The sequence below is a fragment of the Foetidibacter luteolus genome (genome assembly GCF_009650435.1).
GTDB classification, from domain to species: domain Bacteria; phylum Bacteroidota; class Bacteroidia; order Chitinophagales; family Chitinophagaceae; genus Foetidibacter; species Foetidibacter luteolus.
In genome coordinates this window covers 24,785-48,805 of record NZ_VVIP01000059.1, presented here as the reverse complement: position 1 = coordinate 48,805, position 24,021 = coordinate 24,785, and the positions used below count along the sequence as shown (strand labels likewise).

Annotated in this window: 25 protein-coding genes; 8 read left to right on the top strand and 17 right to left on the bottom strand. The window is 44.0% G+C overall.

The genetic code is table 11. From position 1 onward, the window contains the following. Positions 1 to 309: 309 nt before the first annotated feature. The 3 genes from F0364_RS18925 (at position 310) to F0364_RS18915 (ending at position 5,656) form a co-directional block, all read left to right on the top strand. Positions 310 to 3,123, top strand: a complete 2,814-nt coding sequence (locus F0364_RS18925) for a M16 family metallopeptidase (protein ID WP_153799372.1) — start codon at positions 310 to 312, stop codon at positions 3,121 to 3,123. A 253-nt stretch (positions 3,124 to 3,376) separates the two neighbouring features. Next, positions 3,377 to 4,519, top strand: a complete 1,143-nt coding sequence (locus tag F0364_RS18920) for a metallophosphoesterase (protein ID WP_235921151.1) — start codon at positions 3,377 to 3,379, stop codon at positions 4,517 to 4,519. Positions 4,520 to 4,882: 363 nt separating this feature from the next. Beyond that, positions 4,883 to 5,656 (top strand): DUF2272 domain-containing protein, encoded by a 774-nt coding sequence (locus tag F0364_RS18915; protein ID WP_153799371.1) that lies wholly within the window; start codon positions 4,883 to 4,885, stop codon positions 5,654 to 5,656. Positions 5,657 to 5,983: 327 nt separating this feature from the next. Here F0364_RS18915 and F0364_RS18910 read toward each other — a convergent pair whose 3' ends face one another. The 5 genes from F0364_RS18910 to F0364_RS18890 form a co-directional block, all read right to left on the bottom strand. Then, positions 5,984 to 6,589 carry a hypothetical protein gene (locus F0364_RS18910; protein ID WP_153799370.1) on the bottom strand — a complete coding sequence of 202 codons (606 nt, stop codon included), beginning with the start codon at positions 6,587 to 6,589 and terminating at the stop codon, positions 5,984 to 5,986. 394 nt (positions 6,590 to 6,983) lie between these two features. Next, positions 6,984 to 7,991, bottom strand: a complete 1,008-nt coding sequence (locus tag F0364_RS18905) for a vWA domain-containing protein (RefSeq protein WP_153799369.1) — start codon at positions 7,989 to 7,991, stop codon at positions 6,984 to 6,986. Next, positions 7,972 to 8,895 (bottom strand): hypothetical protein, encoded by a 924-nt coding sequence (locus F0364_RS18900; RefSeq protein ID WP_153799368.1) that lies wholly within the window; start codon positions 8,893 to 8,895, stop codon positions 7,972 to 7,974. Before F0364_RS18900 ends, F0364_RS18905 begins: the two co-directional genes overlap by 20 nt. Before the next feature lie 119 nt (positions 8,896 to 9,014). Then, positions 9,015 to 9,932 carry a DUF58 domain-containing protein gene (locus tag F0364_RS18895; protein ID WP_153799367.1) on the bottom strand — a complete coding sequence of 306 codons (918 nt, stop codon included), beginning with the start codon at positions 9,930 to 9,932 and terminating at the stop codon, positions 9,015 to 9,017. 56 nt (positions 9,933 to 9,988) lie between these two features. Then, entirely contained in the window at positions 9,989 to 10,987 is a 999-nt protein-coding gene (locus tag F0364_RS18890; RefSeq protein ID WP_207632763.1) for an AAA family ATPase, read from the bottom strand. A 191-nt stretch (positions 10,988 to 11,178) separates the two neighbouring features. Between F0364_RS18890 and ubiE the strand changes: the two genes are divergently transcribed. The 5 genes from ubiE to porT all read left to right on the top strand — a co-directional run bounded on the left by ubiE (position 11,179) and on the right by porT (position 14,519). Beyond that, positions 11,179 to 11,922 carry a bifunctional demethylmenaquinone methyltransferase/2-methoxy-6-polyprenyl-1,4-benzoquinol methylase UbiE gene (ubiE, locus tag F0364_RS18885; RefSeq protein WP_153799366.1) on the top strand — a complete coding sequence of 248 codons (744 nt, stop codon included), beginning with the start codon at positions 11,179 to 11,181 and terminating at the stop codon, positions 11,920 to 11,922. A gap of 8 nt (positions 11,923 to 11,930) precedes the next feature. Next, on the top strand, positions 11,931 to 12,353 hold the full coding sequence (locus F0364_RS18880) for a helix-turn-helix domain-containing protein (protein WP_207632762.1): 423 nt from the start codon (positions 11,931 to 11,933) through the stop codon (positions 12,351 to 12,353). After that, a complete protein-coding gene (locus F0364_RS18875; protein ID WP_153799364.1) occupies positions 12,346 to 13,089 on the top strand; it encodes an ImmA/IrrE family metallo-endopeptidase in 744 nt (247 codons plus the stop codon). Before F0364_RS18880 ends, F0364_RS18875 begins: the two co-directional genes overlap by 8 nt. Beyond that, entirely contained in the window at positions 13,064 to 13,624 is a 561-nt protein-coding gene (locus F0364_RS18870; RefSeq protein WP_153799363.1) for a hypothetical protein, read from the top strand. The genes F0364_RS18875 and F0364_RS18870 overlap by 26 nt, the downstream gene beginning before the upstream one ends. Positions 13,625 to 13,745: 121 nt before the next feature. Further along, the gene (gene porT, locus F0364_RS18865; RefSeq protein ID WP_235921150.1) at positions 13,746 to 14,519 is read left to right on the top strand and encodes a type IX secretion/gliding motility protein PorT/SprT; all 774 of its coding nucleotides are present in this window, start codon (positions 13,746 to 13,748) and stop codon (positions 14,517 to 14,519) included. A 150-nt stretch (positions 14,520 to 14,669) separates the two neighbouring features. Here the strand turns inward: porT and F0364_RS18860 are convergent, their stop codons facing one another. From F0364_RS18860 to F0364_RS18805, 12 genes are all read right to left on the bottom strand, one after another. Further along, on the bottom strand, positions 14,670 to 16,529 hold the full coding sequence (locus F0364_RS18860) for a M1 family metallopeptidase (protein WP_153799362.1): 1,860 nt from the start codon (positions 16,527 to 16,529) through the stop codon (positions 14,670 to 14,672). Positions 16,530 to 16,683: 154 nt separating this feature from the next. Further along, the gene (locus F0364_RS18855; protein ID WP_153799361.1) at positions 16,684 to 17,133 is read right to left on the bottom strand and encodes a PepSY-like domain-containing protein; all 450 of its coding nucleotides are present in this window, start codon (positions 17,131 to 17,133) and stop codon (positions 16,684 to 16,686) included. Between the two features lie 60 nt (positions 17,134 to 17,193). Beyond that, positions 17,194 to 17,862 carry a 16S rRNA (cytidine(1402)-2'-O)-methyltransferase gene (rsmI, locus tag F0364_RS18850; protein ID WP_153799360.1) on the bottom strand — a complete coding sequence of 223 codons (669 nt, stop codon included), beginning with the start codon at positions 17,860 to 17,862 and terminating at the stop codon, positions 17,194 to 17,196. A 55-nt stretch (positions 17,863 to 17,917) separates the two neighbouring features. Continuing rightward, entirely contained in the window at positions 17,918 to 18,334 is a 417-nt protein-coding gene (locus F0364_RS18845) for a hypothetical protein (protein ID WP_153799359.1), read from the bottom strand. 197 nt (positions 18,335 to 18,531) lie between these two features. Then, positions 18,532 to 18,780, bottom strand: a complete 249-nt coding sequence (gene purS / locus F0364_RS18840) for a phosphoribosylformylglycinamidine synthase subunit PurS (RefSeq protein ID WP_153799358.1) — start codon at positions 18,778 to 18,780, stop codon at positions 18,532 to 18,534. Next, positions 18,777 to 19,544, bottom strand: coding sequence for a CDP-alcohol phosphatidyltransferase family protein (locus tag F0364_RS18835; RefSeq protein ID WP_153799357.1), 768 nt, complete (start codon positions 19,542 to 19,544; stop codon positions 18,777 to 18,779). The genes purS and F0364_RS18835 overlap by 4 nt, the downstream gene beginning before the upstream one ends. Before the next feature lie 27 nt (positions 19,545 to 19,571). Then, positions 19,572 to 20,867 (bottom strand): aminopeptidase P family protein, encoded by a 1,296-nt coding sequence (locus F0364_RS18830; RefSeq protein WP_153799356.1) that lies wholly within the window; start codon positions 20,865 to 20,867, stop codon positions 19,572 to 19,574. Positions 20,868 to 21,100: 233 nt separating this feature from the next. Further along, on the bottom strand, positions 21,101 to 21,493 hold the full coding sequence (locus F0364_RS18825) for a hypothetical protein (RefSeq protein ID WP_153799355.1): 393 nt from the start codon (positions 21,491 to 21,493) through the stop codon (positions 21,101 to 21,103). Between the two features lie 36 nt (positions 21,494 to 21,529). Then, on the bottom strand, positions 21,530 to 22,261 hold the full coding sequence (locus F0364_RS18820; RefSeq protein ID WP_153799354.1) for an ATP-grasp domain-containing protein: 732 nt from the start codon (positions 22,259 to 22,261) through the stop codon (positions 21,530 to 21,532). A gap of 106 nt (positions 22,262 to 22,367) precedes the next feature. Then, positions 22,368 to 22,868, bottom strand: a complete 501-nt coding sequence (locus F0364_RS18815; protein WP_153799353.1) for a hypothetical protein — start codon at positions 22,866 to 22,868, stop codon at positions 22,368 to 22,370. Positions 22,869 to 22,935: 67 nt separating this feature from the next. Next, a complete protein-coding gene (locus tag F0364_RS18810) occupies positions 22,936 to 23,301 on the bottom strand; it encodes a VOC family protein (protein ID WP_207632761.1) in 366 nt (121 codons plus the stop codon). Between the two features lie 43 nt (positions 23,302 to 23,344). Beyond that, positions 23,345 to 24,016, bottom strand: a complete 672-nt coding sequence (locus tag F0364_RS18805) for a hypothetical protein (protein WP_153799351.1) — start codon at positions 24,014 to 24,016, stop codon at positions 23,345 to 23,347. Between the last annotated feature and the right edge of the window lie 5 nt (positions 24,017 to 24,021).

Below are 24,021 nucleotides of genomic sequence, written 5' to 3'. Positions count from 1 at the left end.
CTCCTTAGGCACAATTGCCCATAGTTTAAAACAAAAGCTCATTTAACCCGCTGATTGCTGCCATAAAAAACAGAAAGTACAAGAGTGCGACGCAACGATGCCTCATAATGGTTCCTGCTGCCGGGCCCATAAATGTATTTATCATGCTACGGCCAAACACCTCTTCAGGGGATGGGTCCCACAAAAAGCAACCAATCCCACCACTCATAAAATTATTCTTTACCCATCAACAAAATGTGAATACTTTGTACGAGGCTGGATGCCGGATTAAATCTGCTTATATATTTACAGAATAATTACAATCACATTATGCAAAGTAAATTGTACCGCGCAGCAATAGCTGTTATTACTGCTTTTATTGCCGTAACTACCTATGCACAGTCCCCTTCGCCAAAAATTCCGCTGGATAGCAAACTGAAGGTGGGCAAACTGCCCAATGGACTTACCTATTACATAAGGCAAAACAAAAAACCGGAAAATAAAGTTGAGCTGCGCCTGGTGGTAAATGCGGGCTCTATACTGGAAAATGATAACCAGCAGGGCCTGGCACACTTTACAGAGCACATGGCTTTTAACGGCTCTAACCATTTTAAGAAAAACGAACTGGTTGATTTTCTGCAAAAAATAGGCGTGGAATTTGGCGCCGACCTTAACGCCTACACCAGCTTTGATGAAACGGTTTACATTTTACCCATACCCTTAAGCGATACCAGCAACCTGCGCAAGGGTTTTGAAGTACTGCAGGACTGGGCAGGCGGCGTAAGCTTTGACAACGACCAGATTGATGGCGAACGTGGCATTGTGCTGGAAGAAAGCCGTATAGGCAAAGGCGCCGATGACCGTATGCAACGTAAAATACTGTCAAAAGAATATGCGGGATCCAAATATGCAGACCGCATACCCATTGGCCAGGATAGTATTCTGAAAAGTTTTAAGTATGCTACTATTAAACAGTTTTACAAAGACTGGTACCGCCCCAACCTGATGGCAGTGATTGTAGTGGGCGATATTGAACCCTCCAAGGCAGAAGGCCTGGTGAAAGAATACTTCAGCGGCCTTAAAAACCCCGCCACGCCAAGGCCAAGAACCGCTTTTGGCGCCCCGGTATGGAAGAAGAGCGACGGCATAGTGGTTACCGACAAAGAAGCCACAAATTTTTACCTGAGCATTGATTATCCGTTTAAAAAAGACAGTCCCGAAGGTACAGAAGTAGAATACCGTAAAGGTCTTATCAAAAGCCTGTTCACTTCATTGCTCAACCAGCGCATGCGGGAGTTATCGCAGGGCAGCAATCCCCCATTCCTGTTTGGCAGTGCCAGTTTTGGCGGTATGGTGCGTGGTTACGATGCATTCAGCGGCTTTGCCGTGGCTGGTCAAAAAGGGCCGGACACCGCTTTATCTGCTTTGGCAATAGAACTGGAAAGAGCCGTAAAATTCGGCTTTACCGATGCTGAGCTGGAGCGTGGTAAAAAACAAATACTGGCAAGCCTGGAAAAAGCTTACAACGACAGGGACAAGAGCGAATCCGGCAACTATGTGGAAGAATATATCCGCAACTTTTTGCAACAGGAACCTGTACCCGGTATTGAATGGGAGTTTGAAAAATCAAAAGCCTGGTTGCCCGGCATAACCCTGGCCGAAGTAAATGCCGTAGCGGCGCCTTTAAAGCAAACGCCCAATATATTTGTAAGCCTGCAGGGCCCATCTGAAAGTGGCTTAAAGCTGCCCGACAGCAAAGCGTTATTAGCAGTTGCACAAAATGCACGCAAAGCAGATATTAAGCCTTACGAAGAAAAAGCCGTTGCCGCGGAACTGATGGCCGCCAAACCACAGCCCGGCAGCATTACCGCCGAAACAAAGAACGAAAAACTGGGTGTTACGGAGCTAACCTTTTCCAACGGCGCCAAAGCGGTATTAAAACCCACCGACTTTAAAAATGATGAAATTATCTTAACGGCCTTTCATAAGGGCGGCATGGCCAAATACGGGCCAGAAGATAAATACAGCGCCAACTTTGCATCGCAGATTGTAGGCCAGATGGGCATCGGCGAGTTTTCGCCTACAGACCTGCGCAAATTCCTGGCGGGCAAAGTGGTAGGCGTTAGCCCCCGCATTTCGGGCTTAAGCGCCGGCCTTAACGGCAACAGCAGCGTAAAAGATTTTGAAACCCTTTTACAGTTGGGCTACCTGTATTTAACCAGCCCCCGTAAAGATGAAGCCTTGTTCAGTGCCTGGAAAGACAAACAGAAATCAGCCGTACAGTTCGCAATGGCCGATCCTCAAACTGCATTTGTGGATACCTTTTACCAAACGCTGTATAAAAGCAACCCGCTGGCCCCGGTGGTGGTGCCCAGGCCAGCTTATTTCGATAACATTAACCTGGACCGATCCCTGGCTATTTACAAAGAACTGCTGGGCGATGCTACTGATTTTACATTCATCTTTACCGGAAGCTTTGACGTAGATAAAATAAAACCGCTGCTGGCGCAGTACATCGGCGGCCTGCCTTCCACCGGCAAAACAGCCGCTTTTAATGATAACGGGGTGCGCATAGCCACCGGCGATATAGACCTTAAGGTTAAAAAAGGCAGCGAACCCAAGAGCCTTATTTTAAGCGTGTACAGTGGCGAGGCGCCTTATAGCGAAGACCTTGCCTTAAAAACCAGCGCTCTAACGGAAATACTAAATATTAAGATAATTGAAGACTTGCGCGAAAAGCTGGGCGCTATTTATGGCGGCGGCATGGGTGGAGGGCTTAACAAGTACCCTTACAGCAACTACCAGCTATTTCTGCAGTTGCCCTGCGGCCCGGAAAATGTAGACAAGCTGCTGGCCGGCGCGGCTGCGGAAATCGAAAAAATTAAAACCAATGGCCCCGAACAAAAAGACCTTGATAAGGTAAAACAAACCTGGCTGGAACAGCACAGGGTGCAGGTAAAAGAAAATGGTTACTGGAGTGGTAAACTAAACAGCATCTACTTCCAGGGAGATGATGCCGGCCGTATGCTTGATTACGAGAAACTGGTAGGCGCCCTTACGGTTGATGATATTAAGGCTACCGCTATCCAGTTGTTTGATGGCAAGAATGTGCTGAAAGCGGTATTGTACCCGGAAAGCAAGTAGGGAGTGGTGAGTGGTGAGTAGTGAATGGTGAGTGGGGTGGAAAGCAGATTTTTTTTATTGCCCGGGCTGGATTGCTACTATGAGGCTTGGGTTGTGTCACTCACTTGTACGCCTTGTACGCTACTCGCCATAGTGCAGCAAGCTCAACTTTTATGTGCTTTTTAAATCAACGTTCCGACAAAAGCCCGCAAAAATTTGCGGGCTTTTTTATGCCCTTGCTGTAACTGTAAAAACCTTTCGTTTACTTTATCGCATGATTCGCCGTTTTTTTCGTTTCCTGTTACTTAAACCCGTCATGTGGATGGCCGGCAGGTTCTCCTCGTCTCCGCAAAAAGACAAAGTGCTTGCCGCTTTAAGCGAACTCTATAAAAGCATCGTCAGCAACCCGGGCAAAAAAGGCCCGCTGATTACTTTTAAGCCGGAAGAACAACCGGTAATCATCTTCAGCGACCACCACAAAGGCTGCCGCGATGGCTCGGATGATTTTGGAACAGCCGAAAAAAACTACCTGGCAGCCCTGGAATACTACAATGAAAAAGGCTTCTACTACGTAAACTTGGGCGACAGCGAAGAGTTATGGGAAAACACGCTGCTGGGTGTTATCAAGCACAACAAAGACAATTTTGAAAAAGAAAAACAATTTGTAACACGAAAGGCTTACTGCAAACTCTACGGCAACCACGACCTGTTCTGGGATAACGACCCGCTATCCGCCGTGTACCTGAAAAGCCTTTTTGGAGAAGCCATCAAAATTTATTCCGGCGTAGTGTTTAGGATTGATTTGCCGCAAACATACCTGGACATCTTCTGCACCCACGGCCACCAGGGCGATGCCCAAAGTGATGGCAACGCCTTCAGCAAATGGTTTGTAAGTTATATATGGGGGCCGCTGCAAAGCTTCCTGCGCATAAACCCCAACACCCCGGCCACCAACGATGAAAATAAAACCCTTCATAATTTTTATATGTACGAGTGGAGCGCCGCCCAGCAGAACATTGTACTGGTAACCGGCCATACCCACCAGCCCGTATTCAACTCCTTAACGCACCTTGAGCGGTTGTACCTTAAACTGGAAGAAGCCCACGAAAAACAAGATGAAGCTGCAATAGAAAAAATAACGGCTGAAGTACCGCGCCGCAGGCGGGAGTATGATTTTGTAAACCAAAGCTTCCGCAATATGAAACCCGCATATTTTAATACAGGCTGCTGCTGTTTTGAAGACGGCACTATTACCGGCATTGAAATAGCAGATGGTTTTATAAGGCTGGTAAAATGGCATTATGTAAACGGCGTAGCCAGCCGGGCTATAGCAGAGGAAACTTCTTTAAAAGAGCTTGCTGACAGCATTATACACTTCAATAAAAAAGAAACAGTTAAGGCAGATACGCCGGTGTAAATAGGGTGAGTGATGAATAGTGAGTGGTGAGTTGGGCGCTTTACTTTCTTCATTCATCATTCCTTGTTCCTTGTTCAATATTTTCCACCCCGGGTCTAAAATGCCGCCCAATGAACGGAACGATGAACGTAGTGCGACGCAAGCAAAGCCTCATAGCAGTAATGCCGTTGGGCTCAAAAAAATGCCGCACTAACTGTTGCCCGCATTATCAACAAGTTCTTTTTCCGGCCCCCCGTGACAATAATTTCTCCAACTTGTACCGCATATCCCACACTTCAGGTGTTATAATACGCAAAACGTGATTTTTCACATTGCAGCAAAGCCTTGGGCATTATAGCTTAGCAGGCAAACCCTAACCTTTTTATGATAAAGCATCAACCTGCAAAGTACATTTTCTTTATAGCCTGCTTACTGTGCAGCGCTATGGCGCAAGCCGCTTTTACCGGCTCTGACTCTGCCCGCTCCACACTGCCTGTTAAGAATGAAACCGCAGCCCAGGCTTTCCGCCATCAATTGGTAACGGTGGCGGCACAGGAGCACAACAGGTGGAACAACGGCGCCACAGCCCGCGAAAATGATACCGCTATGGATGCCACTATGAAAGATTACTGGGCCAACCTGGGTATGCAGGTAAAAAGCAGCCAGCTAAGGGATTCTCTGTGGCAGGAATACAACCCCTGGAGCGCCGCCTTTATTTCCTGGGTAATGCGGCAGGCCGGCGCCGGCGCTTCCTTTCGCTATGCAGCCAGCCATGCAGAGTACATTGCCGCTGCCCGCAACAATACCATGCCGGTAGCCATACAATTTAAAGCTTATGAAACAACAGACAGCCTGGCCGCCTGGCCACAGCCCGGCGACCTGCTCTGCAAAAACCGCGGCGGCAAATCTTACACGCTGGGCAGCATTAAAAAAGGCTGTATCAGCCATTGCGATATTGTAACCGAAGTAAACCCCGCCAACAGAACAGTTACCACCATCGGCGGCAATTTGAATAACAGGGTAGCCAAACGGCTGGTACAACTGGATGAAAAAGGCCTTATTGACAGGAACATCGTATGGTGCATCAACGACGACCCGGACAATGAATTCACCGGCACCCAGGAAGATTTTTTTGCTATCATTAAAGTAGCGGATTAATGATGGGCCGGAGAGGAATTTATCATGTTTGGTTTAAAATCAACATTAATAATAACTCACAGCAATTTTGGTATTTTTCTAACCAAAGAAATTCCAGGCATTAACTACGCTTTGGAACCCGCAAATTATTTGGATGGAGCAAACATCAACGAATTGCTGCAACATGTTAAACTAAAAGATAAGTATAACTGTTTTCATTTCGTTTTGAAAATGATATCAAAATTAAAGGTACAAATATGAATGTACTATAAAATGACTTGCAAACAGCAAGGGGCCGCCAATACCAGGCAGCCCCTTTTTTGTTTCCCCCAATGAAAGAGTTACCGGCTACATTAGCCACCTGAAGCCAAGTCCAAGGTTTCCTAATGTATTACCGTTTAAGTTAGATGATACAGAAAAATTATTCACCTTGGATTTACCCCCGTCGGCTCCGGCAACTACACTTTTATTGATTGAATGATGATAAGTTATAACGGCCAGGTTGTTAAGCGTTAAGTCAAGTAGAAATTTTTTACTGAGCTTTATCCCAAAGCCCGGCGCCAGGTAAAAACCTCCGCTAAAACCAGAACTATTGGTGTAAGTGCTTTCTCCATAAGTTACTTTTCCTTTATTGTAGGACGCATTGAAGCCCGCTTCTCCCATAACAAAAAATTGCGATCCTATAAAGAAATACCGCTGCCCAAAAACACCAGCCCCAGCCGACCAATAACGATTTTTCTGATACCCTGAATTAGGCGTTTCTGTTTTGGCATTAGAGTACTGCCCCAAAATTTTAAATCCTACTGCGGTATTAGCCGTTTTAAACTTCGCAAAACTCGGCGATACATTGATCCCGAAATCCGAATTCACATAAGGCAACTGTTCATTTTTGCTTGCATTCAAACTAAAACTACCGCCAAGCACTTTATCGCCGGCGTTAAACTGGGCATACATACAGGTAGCAAAGAGCATTAAAAGAGTGGTAAGGTAAAATAATTTCATAATGGTAAAGTTTGCAACGAAGATGTTACACCGGGATTAAATTAAAAATCAATGAATATTGAATTAACCTAACATTATATATGATATAAAATTTTGAAAAATAATGTTTTACATGCAGCGTTGAAGAAATTATGGGGTGCCCCCAAGCTACGCAAGGGGTCGGGCTTTCCGCTATTACTCCGCCACGGGCAGCGCTGACCCTCCACCTTTAGGGGGAGTTGGAGGGGGTTCCTCAGCGGGGTAACAGCTGCAATCCCTCACCCGCAGGTGCAGGCCTTTTGCTTCTTTCGCTAACTGGTTGTATAGAAACCAGATTTCCGTTAGCCGGCATGATAAGCTTTACATGCTATGGAAACTTCCTGAATACGGTGTAACGCAAAACAATTTCAAGCAGCAGCAATGCCAATCCAGCAAGAAGAAGAGGAAGGTACTCATCCGTAAAGCGGTTGTAACTGGTAATTTCCACCTGGGATTTTTCGAGCTGGTTAATGCTTGCATAAATTTTTTCAAGGGCATCTCTATCTAAGGCATGAAAATACTGGGCGCCGGTTTGCGTGGCAAGGTCTTGCAACAGCTTCTCATTGTACTCAAGTTTCTTTGTTTGTCGCACGGGACCAAAGGGTGTGTTGGCAACTTCTTCAATTTCCTTTTCGCTGCCCACGCCCACAGTGTACACTTTTACCTTGTATAGCTTGGCCATATCCCTGGCTATATCCGGCGGAATGGTTCCGCCAAAGTCAACACCATCCGTAAGCAACACAACTATTTTAGACTTCGACTGGCTGGCCCTCAGCCTGTCAACGCTGGTAGCCAGCCCGGAGCCAATGGCTGTGCCCTCATCCTGCAAATACCCGCTTTGTATATTTCGTATCTGGGTAAGCACCGCGTTATGATCTGTGGTAAGCGGGCAGAGTGTAAAACTTTGGTTGCTGAATATGGTAATGCCAATCCTGTCGCCGGGCCGTTGCTTTACAAATTCTGAGGCTACTTCTTTAGCAGCTTCCAGCCGGTTGGGTTGAAAGTCCCGCTCCGTCATACTTCCGCTTATGTCAAAACAGAGTATAATATCAATGCCTTCGCCATTGGTGTTCTCTTCCGTATATTTTTTTTGAGGCCGGGCCAGCGCAACTACCAGGCAAACAATAGCCAGGCAGCGCAGCACAAACGGCAGGTGCCGCATCACCACTTTAAGGCTGCCTGTATCGCCAATGAAGTGTGTGGTGGTTACCAGCATGGAAGCCTGTCCTTTACTTCCTTTACGTATGTATTCAATTATAAGCACAGGAACCAGTAACAAAAGCCCCAATGCCCAGGTATAAGCAAATTCAATATGGTCAAACCACTCTTTCAGCATTCTTTCTTATTCTGTATTGATTGATATTATCCGCTACCGCAAGTACCGTATTCAGCGCAGCCTGCCGGGTTTCATCAGGTATGTATTTGGCAAACTTTACGGCGGCAGCCAACCTTACCAGTTGGTAAAATTCCGTACGCAGCTTTTCATCCGTTAAAAACCATTTCATGGATACCATCAGCTCATCCGCGGTGCTTTGCAACGTTTGAAGGTTAAGCTCGGTATCAAAATAAGTTCTGTAACAGTCATCCAGTTGCTGGTAAAATTCCTTAGCCGGCAGGTTAGCGGTACGCAACTGTTCCACCTGTTTAAGCAGGCGTTGGTAATTGGTAAGGTTATCAGCAGGTTTTACAACCGCAGGTTTAGATTTTTTATTGCGAAAGAGAAACCACCACAATAAAAACAATAATACTACGCCGCCTGCGGCCAGTACAATAATAAGCCATGTGCGGCTGCGGGCTTCTACCTCAATAATATCTTTAACCGGGTGATAATCCTTCATGCCGGAAACATCTACAGGCAATACTTCCAGGAAAACAGGCGGCGCTTTTATAACAGCCTGCTTGCCGGTTGCATTATCTGTAAGCGTAATACTTAGTTCGGGCAGTTGCCAACGCCCGGAATCAAAAGACGTAAGAGTAATTTTTTGTATATAGGTATTTACGCCGCCGGTATTTGCAGAATCTAAAACTTCCCTTTTAACCACTTCTACATGATTGAATGTATCGGGAAGGCTAAACCAGCCAAGACTGAGGAGCCGGGGGTTAATGTCGTCTGCCTGCAGGGTAAGTGTTACCTGCTCCCCAAGCAGAATCTTATCCCTGTCAAGGTACGCTGAAACCCGTTGCGCATGTAAAGCTGTACCCAACAAAAAGCTGAAAAGAAAAAGAACAGGCCTGCACATTGCAGAATAGAATTGTTGCAGTACAAGTGAGTGACACAACGGAAGCTTAATAGCAGCAATGCAGCTAAGTGCCAAAAAAATGCGAGGCTTATATGTGTGTTGCGGATTCAATGGTTGCTTTATGCCCTCCTAATAAAAAAGTCTTTCAAAGCTTTTACATAATCTTCTCCTGTGGGCAATTGAATTAAGTCGGCCCCGGCGCTCCTGAACGTTTGTTTCGCGTCTTCAAGTATTTTCAGGAACTGCCTGTTGTAGTTAACGCGGGTAAATGTATCGTTGGTGTTAAGCCATTTCACCTGGCCTGTTTCGGCATCGCGTATCTGCATAAGGCCGGCTTTGGGCAGGTGCTCATCCCGGCGGTCGTACACCTGTATGCCGATTACATCGTGGCGCTTGGCAGCCACTTTAAGTATATCGCTGTAACCGGCATCCGCAAAATCGCTAAGGATAAAAACAATGCTTTTATGCCGGGTAGTGTTGTTGAGGAACTGCAGGGCTTTAACAATATCTGTTTGGGCAGAATGCGGCTGAAAAGACAGCATTTCACGCACCATATACAGCACATGGTCCCGACCCTTTTTGGCGGGAATGTATTTTTCTATTTTGTTGCTAAAGAATATAAGGCCGGCTTTATCGTTATTGCTGATGGCAGAAAAAGCCAGCACTGCGCATATTTCTGTAATAAGATCTTTTTTGGTTTGGCGGTAAGTGCCAAACAGGCTGCTGGCGCTCATATCTACCAACAGGTACACACTTAACTCCCTTTCCTCTTCAAATAGTTTGCTATAGGTATGGCCCATCCTGGCAGAAACGTTCCATTCAATAAAACGCACATCATCCCCCGGCTGGTACTCCCGCACTTCCTTAAAGGCCATGCCACGCCCTTTAAAAGCGGTGTGGTATTCGCCGGTAAACAGGTGGTTGGTAAGGCGCTTGCTCAAAATCTCCAGTTCCCTCACTTTGGCGGTGATGGAGCCGGCGTTTGCAACAGGCGCCTCAGCAGATGAAGGTTTTTTATTTCTTTTAAAAAATGCCATATTGAATATGAGCCTTACCAGGCAGGGATTAACTGACCAAAAATTATACGCTGCTGCTAAGGAACATGAACTGTTCTTACAATATTATCTATGATATTCTCTGTTGTTACATTTTCCGCTTCAGCCTCGTAGGTAAGCCCAATGCGGTGGCGCATTACATCTTTACAAATGGCTTTTACATCGTCTGGAATTACAAATCCTCTTTTCTCCATAAATGCGTAAGCCTTGGCAGCCAGCGCCAGGTTGATGCTTGCCCTGGGAGAACCCCCATAACTTACCATGTTCTTTATCTTGCCAAGGCCATATTGTTCGGGATAGCGGGTGGCAAAAACAATATCCACTATGTACTGCTCAATTTTTTCATCCATGTACACCTGGCGGGCCAGTTCGCGGCCATTGATAATTTCCTGCACGCTTACAACAGGGTTTATACGCGGCAACTGCAACTGCTGCACCTGCTGGCGTATAATCATCTGCTCTTCTTTTTTATCGGGGTAGCCTACAATAACCTTCAGCATAAAACGGTCAACCTGCGCCTCGGGCAAGGGGTAGGTACCCTCCTGCTCCAGCGGGTTTTGGGTAGCCAGCACCAAAAAGGGGTCATCCAGTCTAAAGGTTTCTTCACCAATGGTTACCTGCCGTTCCTGCATGGCTTCCAGCAGGGCGCTTTGCACCTTGGCAGGGGCACGGTTAATTTCATCGGCCAGTATAAAGTTGGCAAAGATGGGGCCTTTACGCACCATGAACTCGTTACGCGGCTGGTTATAAATCATGGTACCGATAACATCTGCGGGCAGCAAATCGGGCGTAAACTGTATGCGGCTGAATTTTGCCTGTATGGCTTGCGCCAGCGATTTGATGGTAAGTGTTTTTGCCAGCCCGGGTACACCTTCCAGCAGTACATGGCCATTGCTTAGCAGGCCGGTGAGCAGGCGGTCAACCATGTTTACCTGGCCCACCACAATTTTATTCAGCTCACTTCTCAGGTTGTCAACAAATACCGCCGCATGCTGTATTTTTTCGTTCAGTTGTTTTATCTCATCTCCTGTAAGCATGATTTCCAGATTAATTGCGTGAATGTACAAACTAAAGTCTCTATGCGTAACGAATAGCCGGTTTAGCCGGCAATTTGCGAAAAATTAACCAACAATTATGCCGGGCAACAGGTTAAAGGGCAACACGAATTTGAAGTTGGAAGTAACTGCCCTTTAGCTTGCAGCTTTCCTTTCTTCACTATCTTCGCCACATGACAAAGTATGCGCATGACGATATAGTTCCTTATGGCCAGAGTGATCTTGAAAAGAAGCAGCAGGTGGCTAAAATGTTCGACAGCATTGCTTTTAAATACGATTTTCTCAACAGGTTTTTAAGCGCCGGTATTGATGTACAATGGCGCAAAAAAGCCATCCACCAGCTAAAAAACCTGCAACCCAAAAATGTGCTGGATGTAGCCACCGGCACCGGCGATGTTGCTATTATGACCTGGCATTTACTGAAGCCCGAAAAAATTACCGGCATAGATATATCAGAAGGCATGCTGGAGCATGGCCGCAAAAAAATTGAAAAACTGGGCCTGCACCCGGTAATTGAACTGCAAACCGGCGACAGCGAAACCATTCATTTTGCCGACAATACTTTTGACGCGGTAACCGTTGCTTTTGGCGTTCGTAACTTTCAAAACCTGGAGAAGGGCTTAAGCGAAATGCTGCGGGTATTAAAACCCGGCGGCAAGCTGGTGATACTGGAGTTTTCCCGCCCCAGGTATCCGGGTTTCAAAAGCTTCTATAATTTATACATGAATATTGTGGCGCCGGGGGTGGGTAAATTCTTTTCTAAAAACAAAGAGGCTTACCAGTACCTGAACGAATCTGTGCAAGCCTTTCCCGAACGGGAAAACATGGTTAACATTATGAACCAAGTGGGTTATACCAACACTAGTTTCAAACCACTTAGCCTGGGGATATGCTGTATTTATTGCGGAAGCAAGTAACTGCAGATTTGGAAAAACTGTTACAAAATACAGAATGTTTAAATAATGGCGTTACTTTTGTAACAATTCAGCCACACATGGAACCGTCTCAATCCAATGCCATTATCGGCAAAAACATAAAGTCCATCCGTTTAGAAATGGGCCTTACACAGGAAGCCTTAGCCAATTACTTACAAACAACCAGGGAGCAGGTTGCTTACTACGAGTTGGGGCAAAGGCCGGTATCATCAACCCACCTGGCAAAACTTGCCGACTTATTTTGCATAAATGAATACGACTTTTACGAAGAAGACCCTGTTAAACGCAGTATTCATGTAGCTTTTGCTTTTAGGGCAGGTTTATTAAATAACGAAGATTTACAACAGGTAGCCGCCTTTAAGAAAGTGGTTCGCAATTACGTTAACATGAAAAGTGTAACAGAAAATGAGTGAACTTGTAATTGAAAAAGCAGCTCTTTCTTTTCGTACCAATTACGGCTTTAATAACCAGGAACCCATAAGGCTAAAAAGTTTACTTCAACGGTTAAATGTAATAACCAGCTTTGCTGAACTTAGCGCTGACTTCTCGGGGATGGCTATTAGGTCCGGCAACAGCAATTCTGTATCCCGCTTTATGCTTGTTAATGCCAGCCAATCTATAGGTAAGCAACATTTTACCATTTGTCATGAACTGTATCACCTGTTTGTACAGGAGCATTTCAGCAGCCGCATTTGTAAAACAGCCATATTCGACAAAACCGATAAAGAAGAATACCATGCTGATTTATTTGCCAGTTACCTGCTGCTGCCTAAGGAGGGTTTACTTACGTTAATACCCACAGAAGAACTTAGCAACAAAAACAAACTTACTGTTGCCACCATCCTGTACATTGAGCATTATTACTCCTGCAGCAGGCGGGCCTTACTGTACCGGCTCAAAAAACTTGGATTGATTTCTACGGAACAATATGATTTATTTTCAGTTAATGTAAAAAGAACTGCGCTGGAAAATGGCTATAATACAACCCTTTACGAGCCAGGTAATTTTAATGAAATAATTGGCGACTATGGCTCAAGGGCTAAAGGTTTGTATGATAGTGGTAAAATTTCCGAAAGCCATTACTACACATTGCTGGCAGACATTGGTGTAAACATCCGCGACATTGAACATACTTCAGATGGAGAATAAGCAACGGATTATTCTTATTGATGCTGATGTAATCTCTCACTTTGTAACCGCGGGAGAAGCTGATTACATCAATAAAATATTCCCCCAACACCCAATATTTCTGCTAAACAAAGTGTATGCTGAATTGCAAAGGTGGCCGTCGCAGGCAATGCTTGAGCGCATCAGCCTGCTTTTAAGCAAAAAGGCAATACAAATCATGGAGTTTCCTGAAGACAATGAAATGATATTAAAAGAATACCGGTGGATTAAACAAATGCTTTTTAAGGGTGACGGCGAAAGCGCATGCCTTGCAGTTGCAAGGTTTTCCAAAAATATCTTAGCCAGCAGTAACCTCAGGGATATTAAAAATTATTGCGGTATGCACAAAATAGATTACTTAACCACTATGGACTTTTTGTGCCAGGCACTAAAAACGGGATTGTTCGATGAAAATAAGTGCAATAATTTTTTACAAACCTTACGCAAGGCGGGCAAAAAATTACCGGTTATCTCCATCAAAGATTATCAATGCACACCAATAACATTTTTAGGATAGCCAATAAAATCCATCTCTGATTTTGTTGCTGAAAATAATTCTCCGCATTCATCGTTATTAAGCTGGTTACAGGGTATTTTTGAGCTTTGCAGACTGCTGAAAAGCACCGTAAGCGTAATTTATGCCTGACAACAGAAAAAAATATTTGTTCACAGATTTTAAAATTGACAGGTTGCTGATTTATTTTCTGCGCAAGCATACGGTTTTACTGGCTTTAGGTATATGTTGTTTTTTGTCTGCCGCTGCCCAGCGTGAGCTGCACAGGCCCAACCACGATAATATGCCTTATTACTTCGGCATGAGCCTGGCCTATAACAACAGCACCCTGCACGGCACCAAACACCCGCTTTTTTTACAAAACGACAGCATTATGCGGGTAGAGCCCGGCTCCAGCGGCGGCATTGCCCTGGGCTTGCTGGGAACATTAAAACTCAGCAAAAGGTTTGAAGCCCGCCTTAACCCAACACTCATTATAGGCGGGGCTAAATATTTTACCTACTGGCTTAAGAATCCCATCCGCGGAGAAAAAGCGGTAGAGAAAAAAACACTCCCTTCCACTATTGTAAGTTTTCCATTACAGTTTAAATTCAACAGCGACCGTATTGATAACTTCAGGGTGTACCTGCTTGCCGGTGTAAAATACGATATGGACCTGGCCAGCAACTCAACCGCCCGAAATGCAGAAGACCTGGTAAAGCTTAAAAAGTACGATGCGGGTTACGAGGTGGGTATTGGTTTCAATTTTTACCTGCCGTTTGTTACCGTATCTCCCGAGCTTAAAATAAGCAACGGCCTTGGCAACATCCACAGCCGGGATCCCAACCTGAAATACTCCAGCGTGCTGGATAAGCTGCAGTCAAAAATGATTGTATTTACCATTAACCTGGAGGATTAAGGTTAGGGCGCCCCCGCCAAAATACAGGGCGGGCCGGGCTTTCCGTTACAACTCCGCCACAAAGCCAACACACAATGCCGTCAGCGGGGTTTCCACTTCAATCCCTGGCGCGGTGGTGACACAGGTTGATAATCAACAAAAAACCTTAGTTTAATTGCCCGGCACTACAATCCTGTTGTTTACACGGTTGATATCGGCCAGGCGCATACTGGGGTCTATATTGATTTCTTTAATATTGGTTACTCCGTAAGGTATTTCAAAACTGTATTCGGTGTCGGTCCATTTCCATTCAGGGTGCTGTATAAAAGCGGCGCTGCTGTCTTCCTGCGCTTTGCTGCCATACATTAGGTTAAGGGGTATATAGTGCAGTTCTTTTTTACCGTCTTTATAGGTTATCAGTACATCCAACGGCATTGGCATGCCGCCGCTGCGTTTTATAACAATTTTGCTTTTACCTTCTTCAAAATTCACATCTCCAAGCGCAAAATCTATGGTGCGGGTGGTGTTTACCCAATATTCCTTGTACCAGTCCAGTTCCATGCCGCTGGCCTTTTCGGCTACACGTATAAAATCGTTAGGGTTGGGATGTTTGAAACGCCATTGGTTATAGTAATCCAGCAGTATTTCATCCAGCTTTTTGTCACCAACAATGTACCCAAGCTGTGCCAGGAATACAGCCCCTTTGTTATAGGCAGCTTTTGAGTATGCATAATTGGTATTGTAATGGTCAGAATGGGTTGACATAGGTTCTTCCCTGGGGCTTTTCGCCAGGGCAAAATATCCTTCATAATCTTTTTGATACCAAAACCCGCTATCCTGGTTGATGTAGCCAACTACCCGGCTTTCTGCATAAGAGGTAAAACCTTCATCCATCCAGGGATAAAGGCTTTCATTGGTGCCCATCAGCCCCTGGTACCAGCTATGCATCCATTCGTGTACCGCGGTACCAATGCTGTAGCTTTTAATCAGTGTTGCCATAGGGTATTCCATACCACCATCGCCACCCTGTATAAATGAATAGTTTTTGTAAGGGTATGCGCCAAAAGTTTTAGCCATATAGGGGTAAGCCTTCTCCACAAAATCGGCCATTTTTTTCCAGGAAGTTTCCGTTGAATCAGCCTTTTTGTAAACCACGTAAATCAATGGCCCGTTGGCAGGTTGCCTTTTTATCATGGTGTAGGCTGTATCCGCAGCCCATACAAAATCATGCACATTGTCAGCCTTAAACTTCCAGGTAAGATTTGCGCCTGCGGTATGGTGTACCTGCACACCATCCGGCTGGTAGCCATAACCGACTTCAGCGGCATTTTGCAATGTGCCACTACCTGCCAGCATATACTTTTTATCAATCGTGATATTCACATCAAAATCTCCCCAAACGCCATAGAATTCCCTGGCTACATAAGGGTTCGCATTCCAGCCCTGGTAATCATACTCCGCCATTTTCGGGTACCACTGGCTCATACTGAAACGGATGCCTTCAGCATTGTCGCGGCCGCTTCTCCTCACTTGTTTTGGCACCTGCGCTTCAAAGGCCACATCAAAGCTGCTTTTGCTTTTGGGCGCTATGGGTTTCAGCAGTTTTACTTCTAATATAGTTTCATGCTCAATCAATGGTTGCTCAACCCCGTTCACCTTTACATATTTCACTTTTTGGTAGCCTATTTCATCTGGTTTCAGGTTTTTAATGCGGTCTTTAACACGGCTGTCCCAGTCGTACACGTCTTCGCCCTTTTTATTTACCCCAACCAGTATTTTACCCAGTTCCCGGCTGCGTACATCCATCATGCTGTTGGGCTGAAAAGCATTCCAGTAAAGATGAAAAAACACACGGGTTAAAGTATCCGGGGAGTTGTTCCAGTAATCAATTTTTTGTGTACCGGTAAACTGGTTGGCTGCGGCATCTACCTTTATATCCATTATATACTTAATGCGCTGCTGCCAGCGGTCGGGTTGAGCGGAAACGGTTACCACAAAAAACAACAACAAACTACCGGTAAATATTTTCATCCTTAAACAACAGTTGAATTGTAAGCAAAATAAATTTTTAGCCAGCCATCCAAAACCGGCGGGCCAACCTGCCAAATGCCGCAAATATAACTTCCTGAAAATAATAAGCCTGAAACACTGCATGTTCCAGGCTTAATTTTATCTATCTGTTATATTAAACTCCCAGGTTTTCCTTTTGCAACTGTCCCTCTTTGCTAAAGAACAGGAACTTTTTAGATACCAGGTTCTTCTCCACAAAAATGCGGTATTGCACGGTTCCATCTTTTTTAATTACTTCCGCTACTGAACCACGCTCCCAATCGTCTGTATTGTATTTGCTTTTGGAAAAACCGTCTTTAACGGCAGCAGGCAGGTCATCAAATTCCTTTTTTATTTCTGTTTCTTTCCAACCTTCCTCCTTAGAAAACCAGGCTTTCATTTCCTGACCGTTATCTGTAAAGGTTGCCTGGAAAGAGCTAAGCTTATCTTTCCAAGAAACACCTGATGCTGAAGGGAATTTCTGTTTAAAAGCGTCTGTTACTTCTGCCGGAACTTTCCTGAGTTGGGCATTTACGGAGGCCACTGCGAAAAAGGCTATGGCAACTGATAAAATTATCTTTTTCATATTTGTTCTAATTGGTATTACGAATGTTGTTGTTTGAAGAGGTGGTAAAGCGCAGTAACCCTAATCATCCTTACCCTGTACCACAATTACAATTTCGCCCTTTACCTCTTTTTGTTTAAAGTATTGGCAAACATCGTGCAAACTTCCTCTTTGCGTTTCCTCGAACATTTTTGTTAACTCCCTGCTAACACTGCATGCCCTGGTTGACCCAAAGTATTCCATAAAATCTTCCAGTGTTTTTACCAGCCGCATGGGGCTTTCGTAAAATACCATGGTACGTGCTTCTTCGGCAAGCTGCTTAAGCAGGGTTTGCCGACCTTTTTTTACAGGTATAAAACCTTCAAACACAAAGCGGTTGATGGGCAGGCCGCTGTTAACAAGCGCAGGTACAAAAGCTGTTGCGCCGGGCAGGCATTCAACCTTTATGCTGTTTCTTACACATTCCCGAACCAGCAAAAAAGCAGGGTCTGAAATACCGGGTGTGCCTGCATCGGTAATAAGCGCTATGGTTTTACCGGCCTGTAACTGGGTTACAATATGCTGTAGAATTTTATGCTCATTGTGTTGATGGTAAGCAGACAGCGGCTGGTGTATGTTGTAATGGTTAAGCAGTTTGGAGGATGTACGGGTATCTTCACACAGAATCAAGTCTGCCTGCTGCAATATCTCCAGCGAACGCAGCGTGATATCTTTCAGATTGCCAAGTGGCGTTGGAACGAGGTAGAGCATTAGAAGATAAACTTTGGGTAAGCGAATTTAAGATGGTTACTTCTGGAACAATACGTTAGTCTCCGGCAAAATCCGGATACCTGACTTCAGCCCAAAGCTTATTCTCGTTTAGGTCTGCCACGTATATCCAGTCATTCTTATTTTTACTTTTATTGATAAAAAAAATGCCCTGTTTCGAATTAAAATCCGGTTTTTGACTTTTAAAGTTTCGAAACCCCATCAAATTCAAATCAGAAACAGCTTTCATCGTGTCAAAATGATTGGTCTTTACGAAACTCATGAGAGCTGAGCTATCAATAGACAGCACAACCGCAGTCACCCATTCTCCATTATCAAACGTTTCTAAAACTTTATACTTGGAAGGGAACTTGATACCGGTTACTTTTTCGTAATAATCTTTCTCAAAATAATAACTGCCGCTATTACAAGAGGTGGCTATAAGCAATGATAATGCAACCAGTAACCGAATCATAGCAATCATATTGATGATACCAGATACAACTGATTTCTAATCGTAATTGAAAGAGTATCTTCAAGCAAACCCGGGCCTGAAAAGCCGCCATAAAAAACCGGACGATGAACGTAGTGCGACGCAACGATGCCTCCACAATGTATCCAAAGCCGGCCACCAAAAAATGTTCGATTGCGGCGGTAAATATCAACCGGAGGCTAATTCACAAATTCAATTTCGTAAAACTCCATTACCGGGTTGGAGAGTAGTTTCTTGCTGGCTTCATCGGCTGCTTTGCGTGCCTCTTCTTCGCCAGGGGCATCTATCTGCAAAGTAATGTGTTTACCCACCCGTACGTCCTGCACAGAGCTGATACCGAGGTTTTGAAGACCGCCAAGAATGGCTTTACCCTGGGGATCGAGCAAATCTTTTAACGGCATTACTTTTATCTGAACATTATAGGTCATGCTGTAGTAGTTTTTTTGAGCGCCAAAGATAACAGGATATACATTATAAAGACAAGCGGAACGGCCAGCCATTTAAACAGCAGGCCACAAATTACCGCAAGTGCCACCAGCAAAAACCGGGGCCAGTTATCTTTAACAGTGAGGTTTTTAAACTTAAGCGCCATCATGGGCAGGGTGGAAGCCATAAGATAACTTACCAGCACTATTACAATGTACCAAAACCATTTGTTAAGCAACAGGCGTATTATGGTTTCCTGGTTAGAATACCAGTAAATAAGCGGAAAAGAGGCGATAAGCAAACCTGCCGCGGGTATGGGCACACCTTTAAAACCGTAGGATTGCTCCGTATCAATATTAAACCTGGCCAGCCTGTAGGCGCCGGCGCATGGTATAATAAAAGCCGGCCACAGCCAGGCTGCACTAACATCCAGCCCATCTGCCTGCTGCGCATAGGAAAGGCGCAAAAACTGGAAAACAATAAGCCCGGGCGCCACGCCGAAACTTACCACATCGGCCAGCGAATCCAGTTGTTTGCCCAGCAGGGAAGAAGTCTTCAGCAGCCTGGCCACCAACCCGTCTAAAAAATCAATGATGGCTGCAAGGCCAATGAACAGCGAGGCCCAGTAAATTTTCTCGGGAATTACGGCAGCCATTGCGCCATTGCCATCTTCTACCAGGGTTAAGCCTGTTTGCATAATATACACAATAGCAACGCACCCGAAAACCAGGTTAAGCAACGTAAATAAATTGGGGATTTGTTTCATTTATGATTTCTGATTGTGCTGGTTTTCCTATGCCTTAGCGGCCATTAGCTTTTCTATATCATCTGCTTCTATAGGAATATTTTTCATTAAATCTATATTGCCCGTTTTAGTTATCCAAACATTGTTCTCTATTCTTATGCCCAGCTTTTCTTCTTCAATGTAAATAGCGGGCTCCACAGTAAATACCATGCCCGCCTGAATGGGCTCTGTACGTGTACCCAGGTCGTGCACATCAATACCCAGGTGGTGAGATATACCATGGTACAAATACTTGCGGTAGGCACGGTTGTTTTTATCCTCATTCTTCACCTCTTCCCTTTTAAGCAGGCCCAGCTTTATAAACAGCTTTGTTGCTTCCTCCCCTACTTTTTCGGTATAATCCGCAATAGAGATACCGGGCTTCAGCAATGCTTTTGCATAATTGTGCAGGTGCAGGCAGCCATTGTACAACTGCTTTTGGCGGGTGGTAAACTTACCATTTACCGGAACAGTACGGGTTAAGTCTGCCGCGTAGCCGCCATAAAGAGCGCCAAAATCCAGCAATACCAGTTCGCCATCTTTACACTCCTGGTTGTTGGCAATATAGTGCAGGGTACGGGCCCTGTCTCCGCTGGCAACAATACTGCTGTAAGCAGGTTTTGATGCCCTGCTGCACAAGAACTCATGCCATATTTCCGCCTCAATTTCATACTCCATCACGCCGGGTTTAATAAAGCCCAGCAGGCGGCGAAAGGTATTGCCTGTAATGTTGATGGCCTGTTGCAATACTTCAACTTCGTGCTTTGTTTTTACCGCCCTTAACCGGCGCATTATTTTGGCGCTGCGGTAATAGGTATGCAGCGGGTAAAGCCGTTTCATTTGCTTAATGTAACGGTAGTCCCGTGTTTCAGGAGTAACGGATTTACGGTCGTTTTCGTTGGTATTCAGGTAAATATTGTCTATTTGGTGTATCCATGTTTGCAGCAGGCCATCCAGGCTGTCCAGCCAAACAATGGTTTCAATGCCGCTTATGGCGGTAGCTTCTTTGGCACGCAGCCGTTTGCCATCCCATTTTTCCTTCAGTTCCTGCGGCCGCACCAGTACCAGCACTTCGCGGTACTTGGGGTCGGGACAATCAGGGCTCAGGATAACCATCGTATCTTCCTGTTCAATACCGCAGAGCCAGTACAGGTCGCTGTTTTGCACAAAAGGGTGCAATGCATCGCCATTGGATGACAGTTCATCATTGCTGTTGAAAATAGCAATACTGTCGCCCACCATTTCTTTAATAAACCGTTTCCTGTTTTCTGTAAACAACGCAGGATTTACAGGGAGATGTTTCATGTGTTGCCTTAATGGTAAGGCTTGCAAGATAAAATAAAGATTTAAACGGCAATGGGCAGCGGTAAGATTAGTGTTTTGTTGACAAAGGCATTTGTGCGGATTTTTATGGGCCCGGCAGGAGTAACAAGTATGAGGCTTTACTTGCGTCGCACTCTTGTGCGTCCTGTTCTTTACGGGGCTTTTACCGCAGGGTAGATAAAAAGAAACTAACCCATCTCAAAAATGCAGTTAATTCATGCTTTGTTTCGTGGTTTCAGCTTTCCTGTTTCAAACCCGAACTTTTCCAGGTAGGCCAATCCGTCCTGCATTCCAATATCATTCGTTCCTGTCCACCCATTTTTTATGCCTTGCAAAATAAACTTACGAATATATGCTGGCTTGTTAAGGTTTACTACACTGGCCATATTGGTTTTTACATTCATTAAAGCAACGCCGGCATTGAGAGGGTGCCCTAAATAATAATCATCAACAGTTGAAAAGCTTAGTATTAATGGCGTTGCTTTTTGCCCACTTAAAAAAATCCTGATTATCAATTCGCTTATTTGTGTGTTTGTGTAGTACCTGCGAACAACAGAGTACAAGTATTGAGCATTACCAATTTTGAGCCTTCTTAATTTGTTTTTCATAATCCTTTGTACATCTAAACTATCCTAACTTTTTATTTAAAAATCACAAAGGTCTTTTTGCCCAGTCAACTCACACCACCTTGTTGAAATCAGTTTAGCATAATCAACATAAAATAGCCCATAACTACCAATTGAGTGTCCTTCATTTGCTTCCACTACCAAAAGTCTTCCGTCTGCGGTTAGCCCAAAATCTAAAGCATAGGCTTTGGGCGCATCACAAAAGGCTTTAACGGCAGCTTCTATTACTTTATGATCATAGCCATACTTCCAATGTCCCTTGTAACGTCGCACATCAAGCACTTCCCCGTATCGCACAAAAGCCCGCCATTCAGCTACAAAATTCACCGGTTCAGAAACCCAAATTGGTGTATCAAATTCATAGTTACTGGTTCCAATTAAGTCGGCAGTCCCCCTCACAACCCTTCCCGAAAACTGCTTCAGTACCCCTTTGGGCTTAATAAATACATTCCACATTGAAGGGTTATTGGAAACATGGCTAATTGTGGAACTATAAATCTTTCTTCCATAGAATTCATGCAAGTTATCCGGGTAATCAAAAGGCAAGGGAATATTAATTTTTAATAAGCTAAGTGCCTGGTGTATAAATGATATGCTACCTAAAAAAATGTTATCATCTTTTACTTTAAGGCCATCAAAATCACTCACTTCATGTATTTCAAAACCCATGTTATAAAATGCCTCAATAGCAGTATAGAAACTTATATTACTAAAATGCCCTTTAATAAGCTTTTCTGTATATAAATGCATGGTGGTACGTTTAAAAGTAAATACGTTTATGGTTGTAGTTTCTGCACAATAATAGCATACCTACTCATGCGCTTCATATAAATTCAAAAAATCAATAATCGCCAGCTTATTTTACTTTTTCAAGTTCAAAATTTAGATTCATTCCTTCAGATGGTATCTTTAATAACAGATTTCCGTTATTAATCTCATAAAGTAAAGTTTGCCTACTTTCTCCACCAAACTTATCCTTCGCCGTCAGGATCAATTCTTTACCCGCTTCATTAACAATAAACACTCCTTCCTGTTTTAGTTTATCATTTTTAAGCTCCTGATATTGGCCATTTTCAAGAAAAACATAATAATAATCATTAAAACCTTTAATCATTCCGGCAATAAAACCTAAAGTAAATGAGCTGTCTTTATCTCCCCTTAAGGACTCCTTAAACTCCCCAGGTATAAACGTTGAGTCTTTTTTATAGTTATGATATACAATTGCGTCAAACACAATAATTTTCCATTTACCGGTAAGGTGGGTTTTATCTTGCCCAAAGACTGTAAACGAGCAGAATAGAAGGGCTGTAAAGAAGTACGCTTTTATCATTTGCTTAAAGTTTAGGTGTAATTTCATGAAAGTGTAAGTTAAACTTATTTGATAGCATCTATATCCTTTAAATACAGGTAAACTCTCTTACAACTCAGCCAGGTAACTGCACAAACCTCAACGTATTACCGTCGGCATCGGTAACATAAAATTCACGGGTTCCCCAGCTTTGGTCAATAGGCCCCTGGTGCACAGGTGAACCTTCTTTTCCCGAAGTGTCCAGACCCCTGCTGATATATTTCTCAAACAAGCTGTCAATATCTTCAACCAATACATTGGCGGCAATACCTATCTTCTGGTCGCCCTCCAGGATTGTGAGCATTAGACTGGCCTCTCCGTTTGACAATGCCACAACCCAATCATCGGCTGAGGCGCCGGGTTCGTTCATCTCAAAATCAAGAATGCCGGTATAAAATGAAAGCGCTTCTTTCATATTACGGCAGCGAAAGATGGGAACCATTTTCATTTGGTTTGTGTTTTAAGCGAACAGTATTCATTGTGGGTTAAATTATTTTTTCCCCCTCCAAATCGGCTATGAATTTCGCTAATGCCTCACCAGATTTTCCATAAAAATGTACAAAATAGCTTTGCTCATGTAACCAAATTCCGATTTGTACGATTAGATTATCACTTCGAAACCAAGAATTATAACCGTCTGTACATTCGTTTATAACGTCGAAATGATTTGTTAAGGCCAGCAGTAAAGAATCAAGGTCTTTTAGTTCGTAATAATATGGATGTTCAATCCAACCTAAAAGGCAATTCTTGAACGCATATTGTTCAACTTTTACCTCAAAAGATGAACTCAATACATTCGCTCCAGAATAGCCATCTGAACAAAACTGCCCATCCTGATCAATGTAAAACCAGAATTGCGCTGTTTCATGATCTCCACAATAAAACAAGAATTTACCTTGTTCTTTTTCAAATTCAAATGGTTTGCCTGATTCAATATCTTGTAATAAAACAAGAAAAGTTGAGAATGCATCTCCTTTCCTAAGTTTTGTTCTAAATGTGAATCCAGAAAAGGAAACCCCATAATTTATGACCGGCTCAAAAACCGGAATATTTTGATTTAAGAAAAAGCTCTCTAATTCGTTCCTATTGGTAACTGCATCTTTATTACGTTTTAATCCGTGCAGATAATTTAAAGCTCTTTCAGTTAGTTGTCTCATGATAA

What these genes read in the sequence shown, in the direction of transcription:
- F0364_RS18925 (WP_153799372.1), top strand. Translation starts at nt 310, where the DNA reads ATGCAAAGTAAATTGTACCGCGCAGCAATAGCTGTTATTACTGCTTTT.
- F0364_RS18920 (WP_235921151.1), top strand. Translation starts at nt 3,377, where the DNA reads ATGATTCGCCGTTTTTTTCGTTTCCTGTTACTTAAACCCGTCATGTGG.
- F0364_RS18915 (WP_153799371.1), top strand. Translation starts at nt 4,883, where the DNA reads ATGATAAAGCATCAACCTGCAAAGTACATTTTCTTTATAGCCTGCTTA.
- F0364_RS18910 (WP_153799370.1), bottom strand. Translation starts at nt 6,589, where the DNA reads ATGTATGCCCAGTTTAACGCCGGCGATAAAGTGCTTGGCGGTAGTTTT.
- F0364_RS18905 (WP_153799369.1), bottom strand. Translation starts at nt 7,991, where the DNA reads ATGCTGAAAGAGTGGTTTGACCATATTGAATTTGCTTATACCTGGGCA.
- F0364_RS18900 (WP_153799368.1), bottom strand. Translation starts at nt 8,895, where the DNA reads ATGTGCAGGCCTGTTCTTTTTCTTTTCAGCTTTTTGTTGGGTACAGCT.
- F0364_RS18895 (WP_153799367.1), bottom strand. Translation starts at nt 9,932, where the DNA reads ATGGCATTTTTTAAAAGAAATAAAAAACCTTCATCTGCTGAGGCGCCT.
- F0364_RS18890 (WP_207632763.1), bottom strand. Translation starts at nt 10,987, where the DNA reads ATGCTTACAGGAGATGAGATAAAACAACTGAACGAAAAAATACAGCAT.
- ubiE (WP_153799366.1), top strand. Translation starts at nt 11,179, where the DNA reads ATGACAAAGTATGCGCATGACGATATAGTTCCTTATGGCCAGAGTGAT.
- F0364_RS18875 (WP_153799364.1), top strand. Translation starts at nt 12,346, where the DNA reads ATGAGTGAACTTGTAATTGAAAAAGCAGCTCTTTCTTTTCGTACCAAT.
- porT (WP_235921150.1), top strand. Translation starts at nt 13,746, where the DNA reads ATGCCTGACAACAGAAAAAAATATTTGTTCACAGATTTTAAAATTGAC.
- F0364_RS18860 (WP_153799362.1), bottom strand. Translation starts at nt 16,529, where the DNA reads ATGAAAATATTTACCGGTAGTTTGTTGTTGTTTTTTGTGGTAACCGTT.
- F0364_RS18855 (WP_153799361.1), bottom strand. Translation starts at nt 17,133, where the DNA reads ATGAAAAAGATAATTTTATCAGTTGCCATAGCCTTTTTCGCAGTGGCC.
- rsmI (WP_153799360.1), bottom strand. Translation starts at nt 17,862, where the DNA reads ATGCTCTACCTCGTTCCAACGCCACTTGGCAATCTGAAAGATATCACG.
- F0364_RS18845 (WP_153799359.1), bottom strand. Translation starts at nt 18,334, where the DNA reads ATGATTCGGTTACTGGTTGCATTATCATTGCTTATAGCCACCTCTTGT.
- purS (WP_153799358.1), bottom strand. Translation starts at nt 18,780, where the DNA reads ATGACCTATAATGTTCAGATAAAAGTAATGCCGTTAAAAGATTTGCTC.
- F0364_RS18835 (WP_153799357.1), bottom strand. Translation starts at nt 19,544, where the DNA reads ATGAAACAAATCCCCAATTTATTTACGTTGCTTAACCTGGTTTTCGGG.
- F0364_RS18830 (WP_153799356.1), bottom strand. Translation starts at nt 20,867, where the DNA reads ATGAAACATCTCCCTGTAAATCCTGCGTTGTTTACAGAAAACAGGAAA.
- F0364_RS18825 (WP_153799355.1), bottom strand. Translation starts at nt 21,493, where the DNA reads ATGAAAAACAAATTAAGAAGGCTCAAAATTGGTAATGCTCAATACTTG.
- F0364_RS18820 (WP_153799354.1), bottom strand. Translation starts at nt 22,261, where the DNA reads ATGCATTTATATACAGAAAAGCTTATTAAAGGGCATTTTAGTAATATA.
- F0364_RS18815 (WP_153799353.1), bottom strand. Translation starts at nt 22,868, where the DNA reads ATGAAATTACACCTAAACTTTAAGCAAATGATAAAAGCGTACTTCTTT.
- F0364_RS18810 (WP_207632761.1), bottom strand. Translation starts at nt 23,301, where the DNA reads ATGGTTCCCATCTTTCGCTGCCGTAATATGAAAGAAGCGCTTTCATTT.
- F0364_RS18805 (WP_153799351.1), bottom strand. Translation starts at nt 24,016, where the DNA reads ATGAGACAACTAACTGAAAGAGCTTTAAATTATCTGCACGGATTAAAA.